At 30.9% G+C, this 15,923-nt stretch carries 16 protein-coding genes; 7 read left to right on the top strand and 9 right to left on the bottom strand.

Annotated features, from left to right (window positions below):
• Positions 1–16: 16 nt before the first annotated feature.
• The 9 genes from BM072_RS05850 to BM072_RS05810 form a co-directional block, all read right to left on the bottom strand.
• The gene (locus BM072_RS05850; protein ID WP_092907486.1) at positions 17–1,303 is read right to left on the bottom strand and encodes a glycosyltransferase; all 1,287 of its coding nucleotides are present in this window, start codon (positions 1,301–1,303) and stop codon (positions 17–19) included.
• A 2-nt stretch (positions 1,304–1,305) separates the two neighbouring features.
• Entirely contained in the window at positions 1,306–2,451 is a 1,146-nt protein-coding gene (gene rffA / locus BM072_RS05845; protein WP_092907484.1) for a dTDP-4-amino-4,6-dideoxygalactose transaminase, read from the bottom strand.
• Positions 2,448–3,089 carry a PglD-related sugar-binding protein gene (locus tag BM072_RS05840; protein ID WP_092907482.1) on the bottom strand — a complete coding sequence of 214 codons (642 nt, stop codon included), beginning with the start codon at positions 3,087–3,089 and terminating at the stop codon, positions 2,448–2,450. Before BM072_RS05840 ends, rffA begins: the two co-directional genes overlap by 4 nt.
• Complete coding sequence (locus tag BM072_RS05835) at positions 3,086–4,210, bottom strand: ATP-grasp domain-containing protein (protein WP_092907480.1); 1,125 nt, start codon at positions 4,208–4,210, stop codon at positions 3,086–3,088. Before BM072_RS05835 ends, BM072_RS05840 begins: the two co-directional genes overlap by 4 nt.
• A 20-nt stretch (positions 4,211–4,230) precedes the next feature.
• Positions 4,231–5,028, bottom strand: a complete 798-nt coding sequence (locus tag BM072_RS05830) for a class I SAM-dependent methyltransferase (protein WP_092907478.1) — start codon at positions 5,026–5,028, stop codon at positions 4,231–4,233.
• 18 nt (positions 5,029–5,046) lie between these two features.
• Positions 5,047–6,303, bottom strand: a complete 1,257-nt coding sequence (locus BM072_RS05825) for an ABC transporter ATP-binding protein (protein ID WP_092907476.1) — start codon at positions 6,301–6,303, stop codon at positions 5,047–5,049.
• Positions 6,304–6,323: 20 nt separating this feature from the next.
• On the bottom strand, positions 6,324–7,181 hold the full coding sequence (locus BM072_RS05820; RefSeq protein WP_092907474.1) for an ABC transporter permease: 858 nt from the start codon (positions 7,179–7,181) through the stop codon (positions 6,324–6,326).
• A gap of 71 nt (positions 7,182–7,252) precedes the next feature.
• Entirely contained in the window at positions 7,253–8,299 is a 1,047-nt protein-coding gene (gene rfbB / locus BM072_RS05815) for a dTDP-glucose 4,6-dehydratase (RefSeq protein ID WP_092907472.1), read from the bottom strand.
• A 15-nt stretch (positions 8,300–8,314) separates the two neighbouring features.
• On the bottom strand, positions 8,315–9,634 hold the full coding sequence (locus BM072_RS05810) for a UDP-glucose dehydrogenase family protein (RefSeq protein WP_092907470.1): 1,320 nt from the start codon (positions 9,632–9,634) through the stop codon (positions 8,315–8,317).
• A gap of 253 nt (positions 9,635–9,887) precedes the next feature.
• On the opposite strand from BM072_RS05810, the gene panB reads away from it, so the two are divergent.
• The 7 genes from panB (at position 9,888) to BM072_RS05775 (ending at position 15,909) form a co-directional block, all read left to right on the top strand.
• Complete coding sequence (gene panB, locus BM072_RS05805; RefSeq protein WP_092907468.1) at positions 9,888–10,703, top strand: 3-methyl-2-oxobutanoate hydroxymethyltransferase; 816 nt, start codon at positions 9,888–9,890, stop codon at positions 10,701–10,703.
• Positions 10,704–10,778: 75 nt separating this feature from the next.
• Positions 10,779–11,456 carry an RluA family pseudouridine synthase gene (locus tag BM072_RS05800; RefSeq protein WP_092907466.1) on the top strand — a complete coding sequence of 226 codons (678 nt, stop codon included), beginning with the start codon at positions 10,779–10,781 and terminating at the stop codon, positions 11,454–11,456.
• Positions 11,457–11,486: 30 nt separating this feature from the next.
• A complete protein-coding gene (locus BM072_RS05795) occupies positions 11,487–12,347 on the top strand; it encodes a lysophospholipid acyltransferase family protein (RefSeq protein WP_092907464.1) in 861 nt (286 codons plus the stop codon).
• 3 nt (positions 12,348–12,350) lie between these two features.
• Positions 12,351–13,343, top strand: a complete 993-nt coding sequence (locus tag BM072_RS05790) for a glycosyltransferase family 2 protein (RefSeq protein WP_092907462.1) — start codon at positions 12,351–12,353, stop codon at positions 13,341–13,343.
• Between the two features lie 79 nt (positions 13,344–13,422).
• Positions 13,423–14,202: a GLPGLI family protein gene (locus BM072_RS05785; protein ID WP_092907460.1), complete on the top strand. Its 780-nt coding sequence runs from the start codon at positions 13,423–13,425 to the stop codon at positions 14,200–14,202.
• A gap of 186 nt (positions 14,203–14,388) precedes the next feature.
• Positions 14,389–14,991 (top strand): bifunctional nicotinamidase/pyrazinamidase, encoded by a 603-nt coding sequence (pncA, locus tag BM072_RS05780; protein ID WP_092907458.1) that lies wholly within the window; start codon positions 14,389–14,391, stop codon positions 14,989–14,991.
• 144 nt (positions 14,992–15,135) lie between these two features.
• Positions 15,136–15,909: a GLPGLI family protein gene (locus tag BM072_RS05775; protein WP_092907456.1), complete on the top strand. Its 774-nt coding sequence runs from the start codon at positions 15,136–15,138 to the stop codon at positions 15,907–15,909.
• Positions 15,910–15,923 lie beyond the last annotated feature (14 nt).

The following is a 15,923-nucleotide window of genomic DNA, read 5'->3' as shown; positions in this document are numbered from 1 at the left end:
GGAGATGAGATTAAAATTAATCAAAAAAATCATCAATTTGTTGTAGAGAAAAGGCTTTTTCGACACTTTCGGTTGCTTTTTCTTGCATTTTTTGTTGAGGAAATTTATACAAAACATCGAATATTCTTTCTGCCATTTGTTTTTTATCAAATTTTGGAATTATAAAACCATTTTCTCCATTTTTTACATATTCTTCTACAAAACCAATTTCAAAACCAACAACAGGAGTTCCTGATGCAAGAGCTTCTATGACCATTGCAGGTCCACTGTCTTCAACAGAAGGTGATACGTAAACATCTGCGGATTGATAGAGTAATGAGAATAATATCTTTTCTGAAATAGAGTTGTATTTTATTACATTAATATTATTAAACTGAAAATCGTAATAATTATCGTTACCTACCATAACCAATGTCACAAAAACCTTTTTACTTACTAACATGCTGTCTAGAAAAACTAAAGCATCGCTTAGTTTATCAAAACCTTTTCTGGGATCACGAATGTAACTTGCTCCTGTGAGAATTACTTTATGATCTTCAGGAAACTCGAATACTTGTTTTGCAATATGTCTTTTTTTTGTGTTGAATAAATTGTAGTTCAACAAGCCATTTATTCTTTTAAATGTTTTTTGATCTTTATATAAAGTTGATTGTTTTGCTTCAATCAAGGTACCTTTAGAACCTGCAATCACTTGAATATTATACTTTTGAATTGATTTTCTTTTTAATTCCAGGTTTTGGAATGATTGATTTTGATCAGTTCTATTACCAAGAGCTGGACAAGAATTACAACCAGAAATATATCCCAAACAATCCCATGCGTAATGGCATCCACCTGTAATAGGAGCCATATCATTCATTAAAATATATGATTGAGCATGATAACGAGAAGCTAATTTCCCTAAGGTTTCCAAATTTATAAAATAACTAATCCATCCTGCTATAATTATATTTGGCTGAAAGGTTATATGCGATAGAATTTCATCTAACGAATATTGAGAAAAAGTTTCATCTTCATTATAATAATAGTATTTTGAAACATAATTAGCTTCTACTGTTTTTTTCTTAAAATTACGTGTAATTTCATATTTAAATCTGTTCTTTATTTTATCAAAGAAAGTTTTTTTTTGTGTTATTATTTTCTTTTTATTGACTTCTTTGATAAACATTTCTGTAGATGTTTTTTTTGCAACTAAAAACAATACTTCATGACCCCTTTCTATAAATGCTTTTGCAACATTTACATTTGCAATACCTGCACCACCTTGGTCTGTATAAGATAGAAAAAGTATTTTATGTTTCATTGTTATTTGTTTTGATAAAAAGTATTTATTCTCTGAATTATCTTCTGCTGCTGCTCCTCAGACAATTCATAATAAAAAGGTAATCTTAACAAGCAGTCTGTAAAATGATCAGAATTTGGTATGTCTATCTCAAGATTATCTTTCAAGAAAAACTCGCTTTTATTAAGACTTAAATAATGAAAAACGGGATGGATATCAGATTCCTTTAAAAAATTAATTAAGCTTGTTCTTTCGTCATAATTTCTACACACAATATAGAACATGTGCGCATTGTTAGTAGCAAATTCTGGGATTATTGGCAATTGAATAAAATTATTGTCTGCAAGAGCTTTTAGACCTTGAAGATAACGATTCCAAATATCAATTCTCTTAGCTTGTATGGTGTCAAGATTTTCTAATTGCGCAAAAAGAAAAGCTGAAATAATCTCTGATGGTAAAAAGGACGAACCTAAATCTACCCAACCATATTTATTAACCTCACCACGGAAAAAGGCACTTCTGTTCGTTCCTTTTTCACGGATAATTTCTGCACGTTCAAAGTATTTATTATCGTTAATAACTAACATTCCGCCCTCTCCAGCGATAATGTTTTTAGTTTCATGGAAAGAAAATGCAGCAAAATGTCCTATGGATCCTAATGCTTTCTTAGTCCCGTCAGAAAATGTGTAATAACTATCAATGGCTTGCGCGGCATCTTCTACTACAAAAAGATTATGGTCTTTTGCAATATTCATAATCGCTTCCATATCACAGGCAACACCTGCATAATGTACAGGAACGATAACTTTGGTATTGGACGTGATGTGTTTTTTTATTTCCTCAGGATCGATATTTGGATTGTCTTTGTAAGAGTCTACAAAAACAATTTTGGCACCTCTAAGTGCAAATGCATTGGCAGATGATACAAATGTATAACTAGGCACAATAACTTCATCCCCTGGTTTTATATCACAAAGGATTGCAGCCATCTCTAAAGCGTCTGTACAAGATGTTGTTAGCAATACTTTCGGGAATTTATATTTTTCTTCAAAGAATTGTTGACATTTTTTAGTAAACAATCCGTCGCCAGAAATTTTGCCACTTTTTACGGCTTCTTCAATATATCTTAATTCATTACCGATAATGAAAGGCTTGTTAAATGGTATCATAATTCTTTTTTTAATAATTTAGCAGGATTCCCAACATACCAGCCTGGCTCTAACAGATTTTTAATAGCTACAGCTCCTGCAGCTAAATTTACCTCTTCACTTAGTTTTATATTATCAACAAAAGTTACGTTTAATCCTATAAAACATTTTTCTCCTATTGTCACATAACCAGCAAACGCCGCTGAACCAGCCACAAAAGAATGTTTACCTATAACTGTATTATGACCAACCATAACTCCAGGATTAATTGTTACATTTTCTTCAATTATAACTTGCTGGTCTATTATACAACCAGGATATATTACTACTCCGGCTTTAATAATTGCCGTTTTATCTACAATACAAGTTGAATGAATAAAAGTGTAGAAAGGAATATCAATATGTAGTTCATCATATAATTTCGAAGCAAAATTAGTATGTTGATAACCAACACCAATTAAGATTACATCAAAAATATTTTTCTTAAAATCATTCAAAATATCTGTGATTTTGCCTAAAATCTGCAAATCGTTTATTATTTCTCCTTTTTGTTTGAAATCATCATAATAACCAATTACTTTGTCATCAGTATCTGTATGGATATGATGAACGTATTGTTGTGATAGCAGTCCAGAACCAATTATTGCAATTCTTTTCATAAATTAATTTTTTTATTAGATTGATAAATTAAATATCCAGATCTATCATTACTTGATTGCGCTTCTTTCAAATCTGTATTTAACAAATGTTTTTTGACTATAAAAGGAAGATTATCATTATTAAAAATTGGTAATAAATATTCTGTGTTTTTTGATAAGAAATATACACCTGAATAATTATTACTACTTTCTATTTCTTTCGGTTTATACTGATTAAGTGCAACATCAATAACCGCTTTTAGAAAATCAAAACCTGTAGATAATTCAACAAGATTGGATCCTATAAAATCACCACCCATTCTACTTCCTATTTCAATTGGATACACTTCACCTTTCGATGTTATTTTCAATTCAATATGTGATGCGCCATTTTCAACTTTTGTGGCTTTTAAAATCTTATGAGAGATATCTATAATTTTATCTTGAATATCTAATGGTAGAGCGCTAGGTTGATGATGAGCTAACTCTACAAAATAAGGTTCATCTGTTACTTCTTTATCTGTAATTGTAATAATATTGTTACTCCCTTTCCAGCTAATAGTCTCTACACTTACCTCTAATCCTTTTATAAACTCTTCAACAACACACGTTTTACTAAATGAATATTCTAAAGCTTCTTCTATTGCTTTGGTGCTTTGTTCTATATTTGAGACTTTAACTACACCTAAACTTCCAGATCGATCACTTGGTTTTACAATGAGAGGGAAATTAAGATTAGATAAGTTAAAATTATTAATATCTCTAATAACAATAGATTGAGGTGATGCAATTTCGTTTTGTTTAAAACAGTCTCTCATCATAGCTTTATTAGTTGTAAGCAACGAACATTCATAGGAGTTATTACCTAATAAATTAAGGCTCTCAGCTACAAAAGCTATTGTAGGGATACAAATATCTGTTGCGATAGTTGTAATCCCATCAATATTATGCTCTTTACAAATTTTTAATATTTGTTCTTTATCTAAAACAGAAACATCATAAAACTCATCCACATATTCTTTACAAATAGCTTTACCGTCGTCCCATGCAATATTAATTACATATAAGCCCAAATCTTTAGCTTTTATAACTAAAGGAAGTTGTAAGTAACTAGCTCCTAATATTGCAATTTTTTTTTTCAAATCTTTCAGATAAATTTTATTTAAGCTTTTCTAGCTTCAATAAATATAGAAGCTGTTTCTTCGGGATTGTCTAATTGATAAGATGACCAACTTTCTATATAACTTTCCGTTGCAGTTCTTACAATTACATCTTTGAATCCTACTTTTTCTAAAAGTCTTTTTAAAGAAAATCTATCGTACATCCATTGGTGAATTTCACCACCCAGTCGGAATTTTCCGATTTCTGAATAATTTTGCTCTAATTCATTCTCCTTATTATTATATGAAAAAAAACTGGAAAGTGAAAATTTTTTCGCCAAAAATTTTTGATCACTATTTACTTCTTGACCGCGAAGTGAGTTGTACCATTCTCTTACAACATTTCCAATTCTATTGGCTACATAATCAATGTTATTAATTTCTTTTTTTTTGAAATAATTTAACATATCTCCACCAGATTTATTTCTTACTGTTTGATCATATAATTCAAGCATAATCCAATCGTAATCTTCATCTGCATTTTGAACATTATTATTTGCACGTTCCAAATTATTCAAATATTCTCTTGCAATAACTTCTAAATTCGGACAAGCTATTCGAATAATCCCGTTCGGTTTTAAAACACGAAAACATTCACTAATAAAAAAAACTGCATCTTTTTTAGAAAAATGTTCTATTACATGGGAATGATATACTGTATCAAATTCTGCATCACCAAAGGGAATTCCATTAAGAAAATTACATTCGATAACATCTTTTGATGTAGTTGACATATCTGCATTTAACCAAACTTTATCGGTTGAATATTTTGGTCCACAACCTAAATTAATGTATTTCATCTTTTTTCTTTTATTTTTTTATTCCCAATCACAGTTTACAAATACACAACCATAATCTGCACCTTGATATAAATGAAACTCTGTCCCAGTTTCTTCTATTGTAAAATTAACAAGATCTTCTTTACTTGATAGTACTTTTACCATTGGAATATGTGTAGCAATTGCAACTTTATAATTATTTGGAACTAAAACTCCTGAAGGTATTTTAACTTTTACATTGTAGATGCTATCTTTTTCTTTAAAAATAGAAATAGGTTTCATGCTTGTAAAGACAATTCTTTCTTTTTGATCACTAACTCGTAAGCCTATTTCTGATTTATCTAGTAAGTCATTATCTAATTTAAATTGAATATTAACATAGATATCTTCTGAAAAATAAAAATTACTGGTTAATTCTCCTCTTTCATTTAAAATTTCTATACTTAAAATTTCATTTTCTAGATTTCGAGTATTAGAAATATACTGATTCCCTGAGCTTTGCCCTGAAATCAAATAAGAATCCATCGCCCCAGAAATATTACCATTGTATTTCATTTTACCGTTTTCCAATACAATTCCTTTGCTACATAATGTGTTTACCGCGGCCAAATTATGACTAACAAATAAAATCGTACGTCCTTCATTCTTGGTAACATCTCCCATTTTACCAAGACATTTCTTTTGAAAATCGGCATCACCAACAGCTAAAACCTCATCTACAATTAAAATTTCAGATTCTAAATGAGCTGCAACTGCAAATGCTAAACGAACGTACATTCCTGAAGAATAACGTTTAACTGGCGTATCTATATAACGTTCTACTCCTGCGAAATCTACAATTTCATCAAACTTACGTGTGATTTCTTTTCGTGTCATTCCTAAGATTGCTCCGTTTAAATAAATATTTTCGCGACCCGTCATTTCTGGGTGAAAACCAGTTCCGACTTCTAACAAAGAGGCAATACGTCCTTTGTATTTCATTGTTCCGGTTGTAGGTTTTGTTACTCGCGAAAGTAATTTTAACAAGGTAGATTTTCCAGCACCATTTCGTCCGATAATTCCAACAGCTTGTCCTTGTTCTACCTGAAAATTAATATCTTTTAATGCCCATACATAATCAGAATCTCCTTTCGCTGTACGATCATTTGTTTCTCCAATTTTAAGATATGGATCTTCTTTTCCTTGAATTGAAGCCCACCATCTTTTTATATCGTGTTGCAATGTTCCTGTACCAACTTCGCCTAAACGATATTGTTTTGAAACATTTTCTATATCTAAAACTATATTTTTTGACATTTTTTTTCTTGCTCTAAAAATTAAACAGTGTCCATAAAACTTTTTTCTACTTTCGTAAAAATAACAGTTCCTATAGCTAAAACAATAATGGTAAACAATGTAGAATATCCCAACATACCTATTGTAAAATCGCCTACACCTAAATAACCATATTTAAAACATTCAAAAATCCCTGTTAAAGGATTAAGATCTGCAATCCATCTGTATTTTTCTGGAAAAGCAGAAATTGGCATAATTACAGGTGTTGCATACATAAATAGAGAAACACCAAAACCAAGTAACATATTAACATCTTGGTATTTTGTTGTTAATGCAGAAAAAATCATTCCCATTCCCATTGCAAAACCAGCCATTAATAGAATAAGAAACGGAGTTGCTAAAATCCAAATATTTGGGTGAATTGTGCCTTCTGCAAAATAATAGTAAATAACCACTACTATAAACAAAGCGAACTGTACGCCAAATCGCATTAAATTAGAAATCACAACAGACAGAGGCATTACTAATCGTGGAAAATAGACTTTACCAAAAATAGACGCATTTCCTCTAAAAACAGATGAAGTACCCGTTAAACAAGACGAAAAATAGTTCCACAATATGTTTCCTGCTAAATAAAAAGCAAACATTGGAGCTCCATCAGTTGATAAACTTGCTACTCTTCCAAAAATAATAACAAACATTATTGTTGTAAAAATAGGATTGATAAAAAACCAGATTGGTCCTAGCACAGTTTGTTTAAAAGATGTAATAAAGTCTCGTTTTACAAGCATGTAAACTAAATCTTTATACCTCCAAACTTCTTTAAGATTCAATGAAAATAAGCTATGTTTAGATTCAATAACTTCTGTCCATTGATTTGTATTTGTTTGACTACTCATCAAGGTTAGTATTAATTATTGCGTGAAAAGTAAAAATAATCAATGTTTTAAAAACATTGATTATTTTCTATTTAATTATATTGTGTATTGTAGTATTTTTGATAATCACCAGACGTTACGTTATCCAACCATTCTTGGTTTTCTAAAAACCAATCGATAGTTTTTGATAAACCTTGTTCGAAGGTTACAGATGGTTTCCAACCTAATTCGTGGTTAATTTTTGTTGCATCAATGGCGTAACGTAAATCGTGTCCTGGACGATCTTTTACAAAAGTGATTAATTGTTCCGAAGTTCCTGCTTCTTTACCCAATTTTTCGTCCATTTGTTTGCATAATTCTTTCACCAAATCAATATTTTTCCATTCGTTGAAGCCTCCTACATTGTAAGATCCTCCATTTTTACCTTCATGAAAAACTAAATCAATCGCTTTCGCATGATCAATTACAAACAACCAATCGCGCGTATATTTTCCATCTCCATAAATCGGAAGTGGATTATTATTTAAGATATTATGAATACATAATGGTATCAATTTCTCTGGAAAATGATTTGGTCCATAATTATTTGAACAGTTTGTTAAAACAATCGGTAAACCGTATGTATCGTGGTATGCGCACACAAAATGATCCGAAGATGCTTTTGATGCCGAATAAGGCGAATGTGGATCGTAAGAAGTTTCTTCAGTAAAAAATCCTTCGTCGCCTAATGCACCAAAAACCTCATCTGTAGAAACATGATGAAAACGTTTTCCTTCGAAATTATCTTTCCAGATTTCTTTCGCAGCATTCAAAAGATTAACCGTTCCGATTACATTTGTCATTACAAATTCTAACGGATTTGTAATTGATCTATCAACGTGAGATTCGGCCGCTAAATGAATAACACCATCTGGTTGATATTTCTCGAAAATGTCAAGAATATGTTTTGCATCGGTAATATCTGCTTTTACAAATTCGTAATTAGAGTGACCTTCGATATCTTTCAGGTTTTCTAAATTACCAGCATATGTTAAGGCATCTAAATTGATAATTTTTATTGTAGGATAGTTGAGCACAAATTCTCTTACAACGTGCGAACCAATAAAACCGGCTCCACCTGTAATTAAAATAGTTTTCATAGTATAGTTTTTTGTTTAGGTACTTGGTAAAACTGTTTTACGACCGATTGATTTATAGAAAAAACCTTTTTCTTCTAAAACTTCTAAATCGTATAAATTTCGTCCGTCAAATATAGCTTTATTCTTTAATTTTTCGGCAATAACTTCATATTTAGGGTTTCTAAACTCTGACCATTCAGTTACAACTAACAAAACGTCTGCATCGTTTAAGATTTCGTACATGTCGTCCCCATACTCAATTTTATCTCCAATTGCACGCTTTACATTTGGCATTGCAGCAGAATCATATGCGATAACAGAAGCGCCTTGATTGGTTAATTCTTCAATCATATCCAATGATGAAGCTTCGCGAATATCATCTGTATTTTCTTTAAAAGCTAATCCCCACATGGCAATTTTTTTACCTTGTAATGATCCTCCTAAATATTCTTTAATTGCTGGAACTAAAATTACTTTTTGCGTTTGATTAACTTCTTCAACCGCTTCTAAAACTTTAAATTGATAATTTTCTTGCTTACCTGATTTAACCAATGCTTTTACATCTTTCGGAAAACAAGAACCACCATATCCAATTCCTGGAAATAAGAATCGATTCCCTATACGATCATCAGAACCCATTCCTAAACGAACTTTATCAACATCAGCACCAACTAATTCGCAAAAATTAGCAACTTCATTCATAAAAGTAATTTTTGTTGCTAAGAAAGAATTGGCCGCATATTTTGTTAATTCAGATGATTTTTCGTCCATTGCAATAACTGGAATTCCAGCTTCTGTTAAAGGCTTGTAGATACGATTCATCATATCCAATGCTTTTTGAGAAGATGTACCAACCACAACACGACTTGGTTTCATAAAATCTTGTACCGCATAACCTTCGCGTAAAAACTCAGGATTTGAAACAACATCAAATTTTATTGTCGTTTTTGAAGCGATTACTTCGTGTACTTTATCTGCTGTACCAACCGGAACAGTACTTTTATTTACAATAACTTTATAAGAAGTCATCAACTCTCCTATTTGATTGGCTACACCAATTACATACGACAAATCTGCAGATCCATCTTCGCCAGGAGGCGTTGGTAATGCTAAAAATACAACATCGCATACATCTAATGCATCTTTTATATTTGTTGTAAATTCTATACGATTAGCTTTTATATTGCGTAAAAAAACTTCTTCTAAACCTGGTTCGTAAATCGGCACATGTCCTTCGCGCATCATTTCAACTTTTTTCTCGTCGATATCTACACAAATCACATGATTACCAAAATCGGCTAAACAAGTTCCTGTTACCAATCCTACATAACCAGTTCCTACAATTGCTATATTCATTTAAGGTTTTTCTAATAAATTTAAGAGAGCAAATTTAATACTATTTCTCTAAAATTACACATTAATTTATTTATAATGAGGATAGAACAAATCTATTTTTTAAATAATTAATAATTACTTTATTCAATCCTAATTATTCGTAATATACGGTATTGAAAAGTATTAATTTGAATAAGTTTTGCAAAAAAAAAACATCAAAATTAGTCGTACTTCAATTTTCAATTTAACTTTACAGAAATCAAATTATAAGATAATGTCTGTAAATAAAGAAATCAAACGAATTACTACCGAAACAATTCGTAACATGAAATTTACTGGAGAAAAAATTTCAATGTTAACGGCTTATGATTTTACAATTTCAACTTTAGTAGATGCTGCTGGAACAGAAATAATTTTAGTTGGAGATTCTGCTGCTAATGTTATGGCGGGTCATGAGACAACTTTACCTATTACTTTAGACCAAATGATTTATCATGCGCAATGTGTGGTTCGTGGTGCAAAAAGAGCTTTAGTTGTGGTTGATTTACCATTCGGAACGTATCAATCAGATCCACAAAAAGCATTAGAATCTTCTGTAAGAATTATGAAAGAATCTGGTGCACATGCCATAAAATTAGAAGGTGGAAAAGAAATTGAAGAATCTATTCGTCGCATTGTAAATGCAGGAATTCCTGTTATGGGACATTTAGGTTTAACACCACAATCTATCTATCAATTTGGATCATATAAAGTTCGTGCAAAAGAAGATTCTGAAGCAGAAAAATTAATTAGTGATGCTAAATTATTAGAAGAATTAGGTTGTTTTTCTCTTGTAATGGAAAAAATTCCTGCAGATTTAGCTGCTAAAGTAACTGCAGAAGTTAGTATTCCGACAATCGGAATTGGTGCTGGTTCTGGTTGCGATGGTCAAGTTTTGGTTGTACATGATATGTTGGGATTAAATAATGAATTTAAACCAAAATTTGTACGTAGATATTTAAATCTAGAAGATCAAATTCACGAAGCAATCGGAAAATATGTTGCAGATGTAAAGTCTGGTGATTTTCCTAATACGAATGAACAATATTAATTAATTTATGAGTTGTGGGTTTTGAGTTATAAATGTAATTTTGTCAACTCAAAACTCATCACTCAAAATCTCTTCATGAATCCAGAAATTTTATTCGAAGATAATCATTTACTGATTATCAACAAAAAAGCAGGTGAGCTTGCGCAAGGCGACGAAACAGGCGACATTCCTCTTATCGATAGTCTAAAGACCTATATAAAAAATCGTGACAACAAACCTGGAAATGTTTTTTTAGGATTGGTGCATCGTTTGGATCGTCCGACTTCGGGTGTTTTAATTTTTGCAAAAACATCAAAAGCATTAACACGTATGAATGAAATGTTTCAGAAACGTGACATTGACAAAGTTTACCGCGCAATTGTACAAAATAAACCACCAAAAGATTTTGAACGATTGGAACATTATTTAAGAAAAAATCCGAAAAATAATAAAACAACCGTTTTCACTAAACCTACTCCAGATGCTAAAAATGCAATTTTAGAATATACTTATTTAGGTGCATTAGATTCTTTTCATTGTGTCGAAGTAAAATTATTTACGGGTCGTTCTCATCAAATTCGTGCACAATTAGCAACAATTGGTTGCCCTATAAAAGGCGATTTAAAATACGGTGCAAAAAGATCAAATCCTGATGGTAGCATCTGTTTACATGCATATCGCATTACATTTGAGCATCCTGTTAAAAAAGAAGAATTAACAATTATTGCTCCCGTACCAAAAGATCCAATTTGGCAAGCAACAACCAAATTTTAATTGTAAATTTATCGCTTATAGATTCATCTAATGAACGCCATTTTTTATTTTATCATTTACCAAATCTCTCGATTACCACTTGGAATTTTATATCTCTTTGCAGATTTTCTATTCTTTATACTTTATACCGTTATTGGTTATCGCAGAAAAGTGATTAGAACAAATTTAGAAAACTCTTTTCCAGAAAAATCGAAAGAAGAAATACGAATTATACACCGAAAATTTTATCGCAATTTTTGTGATTATTTAGTCGAAACATTAAAAACGTTTTCTATTTCTCAAGATGAATTAGATAAACGTCATACTTATTCAAATTCTGAAGTCTTTGAAGAAATTAAAGCTGAAAAGAAAAATTTAATGTTTATGGCTGGTCACATTTTTAATTGGGAATGGTATGTTGGCACAGCTAAAATAATGGGAATTGAAAATACAGTTGCCGTTTATCATAAAATTAAAAATCCGTTTTGGAATGATAAAATAAATGCAATGCGTGGCAAATTTGGCACTGTTCCTATGGATATGAAAGATGTTTTACGCCATATTATGAAAGTTCCTAATGATGGTAATCACTCTTTTTTATTTGTTGCAGATCAAAGTCCAAAACAATCAGCAGTACATTATTTTATAGAGTTTCTTAACCAAAGAACACCAGTTTTTAATGGCTTTGATAAGATAGCTCGCAAAAAAAATATGGGTGTTATTTATGCAAAAACAGTAAAAGTAAAACGTGGATATTATCACACAACTTTTATTCGCTTGGAGCCTAAAAACGAACAGTTTGAAGAAAATGAAATCGTACATCAATTCTTTGGACATTTAGAAAAAACAATTCAAGAACATCCAGATAACTGGCTTTGGAGCCATAAACGTTGGAAATACGCCAATTTATAAAACATGAAAACAGCAATTGCCATCTTAAATTGGAATGGAGAAAAATTACTTCCTCAATTTTTACCTTCGGTTATTAACAATTCTAAAAATGCAGAAATATATGTCATTGATAATGCTTCGACTGACAACTCTGTTCAATTGTTAAAAACTCAATTTCCAAGTATTAAAATTATTCAGAATAACGGAAATTATGGTTTTGCAAAAGGCTATAACGAAGGTTTAAAACACATTAACGCCGATTATTTTTGTTTATTAAATTCGGATGTTGAAGTAACCGAAAATTGGATTGAGCCAATCGAAAAATTGTTAGATAATAATCCTGAAATTGCAGCTGTACAACCTAAAATTTTAGATTATAAAAACAAAGAATATTTTGAATATGCTGGTGCTGGCGGTGGTTTTATAGACAAATATGGTTATCCGTTTTGTCGTGGTCGTGTTTTTTCTACTTTAGAAAAAGACAATGGGCAATATAACGATACCGTTCAAATATTTTGGGCAACTGGCGCAAGTTTATTTATTCGTAAAAAAGATTTTTTTGAGCAAAATGGTTTTGACGAAGATTTTTTTGCACACATGGAAGAAATTGATTTGTGTTGGCGATTAAATAATGCAAATAGAAAAGTATATTATTGCGGAGAATCTACTGTTTATCATTTAGGTGGTGCAACATTACAAAAATCTAACCCAAAAAAAGCGTATCTAAATTATCGAAATAGTTTGTGGATGAATCTAAAAAATCTTCCTAAAAACAAATTATTTCCGATGCTTTTTACGCGACTTTCTATGGATGGTATTGCGGCAATTGCATTTTTACCAACTCAAGGTTTTCCGCATCTTTGGGCGGTTTATCTTTCGCACATGCATTTTTATGGTGGTTTTTTCAAGATGTATAAAAAACGTACACAAAATCAACTTAAAAAATATTCTGACAAAGCATTGCTTCCTGTTCAATATTTTTTACAGAAACGTCAGTACTATAAAGACTTAAAATAATTAGTTCAATTCTTTTTCATTTAATGATTAAACATTTCATTAGTTTTATTGTCTAATCAAAAACTAATCACATTATAAAATGAAAAATATTTTTGCAATTACTGCTATCTTTCTTTCCGCTTTTTCTTTTGCTCAATCAGAAAAATTTGAAGTGACGTATTCTACTCGTTTAATTTTACCTGAAGATTTTACATTTCAACCACCAGGAGGAGGAAATGGACGACAAATGTCCAAAGAAATGATAGACGAGATGAAAAAACGTATGCAAGAACCGCAAACTAATACGTTGACAATTTTTGGAGATCAATCTATTTATAAACCTGTCGAAAAAATTAGTAACGATCAACAAAATAATTCGAATGGTCGCGGTGGTATGCGCATAATGCGTACAAGTGGAGATAATATTTACAAAGATATTTCTACAAAAATATATTTTAAAGATGTTAACATGTTTTCTAAATCGTATACTGTAAAGGATAATTTACCGAATTATGATTGGAAAATGACGCGAGAAACGAAGAAAATCTTAGGAAATGATGCGCGTAAAGCTACTTTAGAAAAAGATGGAAATATAACTACAGCTTGGTATGCAGTAAATATTCCGAGTAAAAGTGGTCCAGAAAATTATTGGGGTTTACCAGGTTTAATTCTCGAAGTTGAGACTGAAACACAACAAGGTCAAATAAAAGGTAAAAAAATTATTACGATTACTGATATCAAAACGTCTACAGATAATAAAGCAATTGAAGTTCCGAAAGCTAAATCAACAATTACAGAAGCTGATTTAGAGAAATTACAAAAAGAGCAACGTCAACGTTTTGAAGAAATGCGAAACGAAGGTGTCAATAAAAAAGATTAAAAGAGCATTATAATTAAATAGCCAAATCAATTGATTTGGCTATTTTTTTGCTATTACTAATCAGTTAAAAAACAACTTCTAATTTCAAAAATAATCGTACAAAAACTTTTTATAAAAATTTTAGAAATCAACCGATTAAAACTTATATTTAACTATCAAAATAAACTTAAAAAAACAAAAAATACTATGAAAGCATTAATTATCGTTGATCTGCAAAATGACTTTTTACCAGGTGGCGCATTGGCTGTAAAAGATGGTGATCAAATTATTGACCGCATAAATAAACTTCAAGATAAATTTGACTTAGTTGTTGCTACACAAGATTGGCACCCTGCAAAGCACAAAAGTTTCGCTTCGCAGCACACAGATAGCCAAGTTTTTGATGTGATTGATCTTAATGGAACACGACAAGTTTTGTGGCCAGATCATTGCGTGCAAGGAACAAAAGGTGCTGAATTACACAAAGATTTGAATCAAAATAAAATTAGTGCAATCATCAGAAAAGGAATGAATATAAATGTAGATTCGTACAGTGCTTTTTTTGATGTAAACAAAAAAAATCCGACAGGCTTAAATGGTTTCCTAAAAGACCACAACGTTACAAGTGTTTACATTTGTGGTTTAGCTGCCGATTATTGCGTGTATTACACTGCAAAAGACGCGTTGGCATTGGGTTACACAACAAATATTTTAGAAGGTTCTACAAAACCAATTGATGCAACTCATTTTGATGCATTAAAAGAAGATTTCATCAAAAAGGGTGGAAATGTTTCAACTTATTTATTATAAATTTCAATTAAATAATTGACCAAAATACAGAAAAACATCACTTGAATTCTACTTTATTTAAGTGATGTTTTTAGTTTTAGAAAAATATTTTCTATTTTAATGTAACATTTTAAAAATCTTACTACTAATTATAAAAATATAACTATGAAAAAAGCATTTTTAACCTTTGCTTTAGGAATTATTACAACTACAATTTCTTTGGCTCAAGATAAAACTCAAAACATTGATGCAACTTATGTTTGCGAAATGAAATTGGATTACGATCAAACCATGAAAAATATTCCTGCAGAATATCGTGCACAAGTTGGACCGATGTTAAAAGCAGAACTTGATGCAGGTGTTTTTATGACTTACTTTTTTAAAAGTAACACAAAAATGTCAACTTTTGTATTAGAACAAAAAGTTGGTAATGCACAAACACAAGGCGGAATGATTGCGCAACAAATGGCTGCATTTGATAACAAACCAACTTACAAAGATTTTACTGCTACACCAGCTACATACTACAAAGAAGTAGATTTAGGTTCAAAACAATATTTAATAAAAGATGCTATTCCAGATTATAAATGGAAAATCTCGCGCGAAAAAACTGAAATTGCAGGTTATCAAGCTACAAAAGCAGAAGGTGTAATGATGGATTCTATTAAAGTTGTTGCATGGTACGCACCGTCAATTCCAGTAAAAGATGGTCCAACTTCTTTAGCTGGTTTACCAGGATTAATTGTAAAAGCAGAGTTTGAAGCAAATGGAGCTACAATGATTTATACATTGAAAGAATTAAATATTTCTGATAAAGAATTAAAAGTTACATTACCAAATAAAGGAGAAGTTGTAACACAAGACGGCTTTATGAAAGCAATGAAAGAGCTTCAAGAAAAATACAAAGAAATGATGAGTAGCGGTGTCGACACCAAATAAGTCATTCAAAAATA

This window comes from Algoriella xinjiangensis (genome assembly GCF_900115015.1).
In the GTDB taxonomy this organism is placed as follows: domain Bacteria; phylum Bacteroidota; class Bacteroidia; order Flavobacteriales; family Weeksellaceae; genus Empedobacter; species Empedobacter xinjiangensis.
This window is presented reverse-complemented; position numbering and strand designations above follow the sequence as displayed.

What these genes read in the sequence shown, in the direction of transcription:
- BM072_RS05850 (WP_092907486.1), bottom strand. Translation starts at nt 1,303, where the DNA reads ATGAAACATAAAATACTTTTTCTATCTTATACAGACCAAGGTGGTGCA.
- pncA (WP_092907458.1), top strand. Translation starts at nt 14,389, where the DNA reads ATGAAAGCATTAATTATCGTTGATCTGCAAAATGACTTTTTACCAGGT.
- BM072_RS05790 (WP_092907462.1), top strand. Translation starts at nt 12,351, where the DNA reads ATGAAAACAGCAATTGCCATCTTAAATTGGAATGGAGAAAAATTACTT.
- BM072_RS05840 (WP_092907482.1), bottom strand. Translation starts at nt 3,089, where the DNA reads ATGAAAAGAATTGCAATAATTGGTTCTGGACTGCTATCACAACAATAC.
- BM072_RS05810 (WP_092907470.1), bottom strand. Translation starts at nt 9,634, where the DNA reads ATGAATATAGCAATTGTAGGAACTGGTTATGTAGGATTGGTAACAGGA.
- BM072_RS05830 (WP_092907478.1), bottom strand. Translation starts at nt 5,028, where the DNA reads ATGAAATACATTAATTTAGGTTGTGGACCAAAATATTCAACCGATAAA.
- BM072_RS05800 (WP_092907466.1), top strand. Translation starts at nt 10,779, where the DNA reads ATGAATCCAGAAATTTTATTCGAAGATAATCATTTACTGATTATCAAC.
- BM072_RS05775 (WP_092907456.1), top strand. Translation starts at nt 15,136, where the DNA reads ATGAAAAAAGCATTTTTAACCTTTGCTTTAGGAATTATTACAACTACA.
- panB (WP_092907468.1), top strand. Translation starts at nt 9,888, where the DNA reads ATGTCTGTAAATAAAGAAATCAAACGAATTACTACCGAAACAATTCGT.
- rfbB (WP_092907472.1), bottom strand. Translation starts at nt 8,299, where the DNA reads ATGAAAACTATTTTAATTACAGGTGGAGCCGGTTTTATTGGTTCGCAC.
- BM072_RS05820 (WP_092907474.1), bottom strand. Translation starts at nt 7,181, where the DNA reads ATGAGTAGTCAAACAAATACAAATCAATGGACAGAAGTTATTGAATCT.
- BM072_RS05795 (WP_092907464.1), top strand. Translation starts at nt 11,487, where the DNA reads ATGAACGCCATTTTTTATTTTATCATTTACCAAATCTCTCGATTACCA.
- BM072_RS05825 (WP_092907476.1), bottom strand. Translation starts at nt 6,303, where the DNA reads ATGTCAAAAAATATAGTTTTAGATATAGAAAATGTTTCAAAACAATAT.
- BM072_RS05785 (WP_092907460.1), top strand. Translation starts at nt 13,423, where the DNA reads ATGAAAAATATTTTTGCAATTACTGCTATCTTTCTTTCCGCTTTTTCT.
- rffA (WP_092907484.1), bottom strand. Translation starts at nt 2,451, where the DNA reads ATGATACCATTTAACAAGCCTTTCATTATCGGTAATGAATTAAGATAT.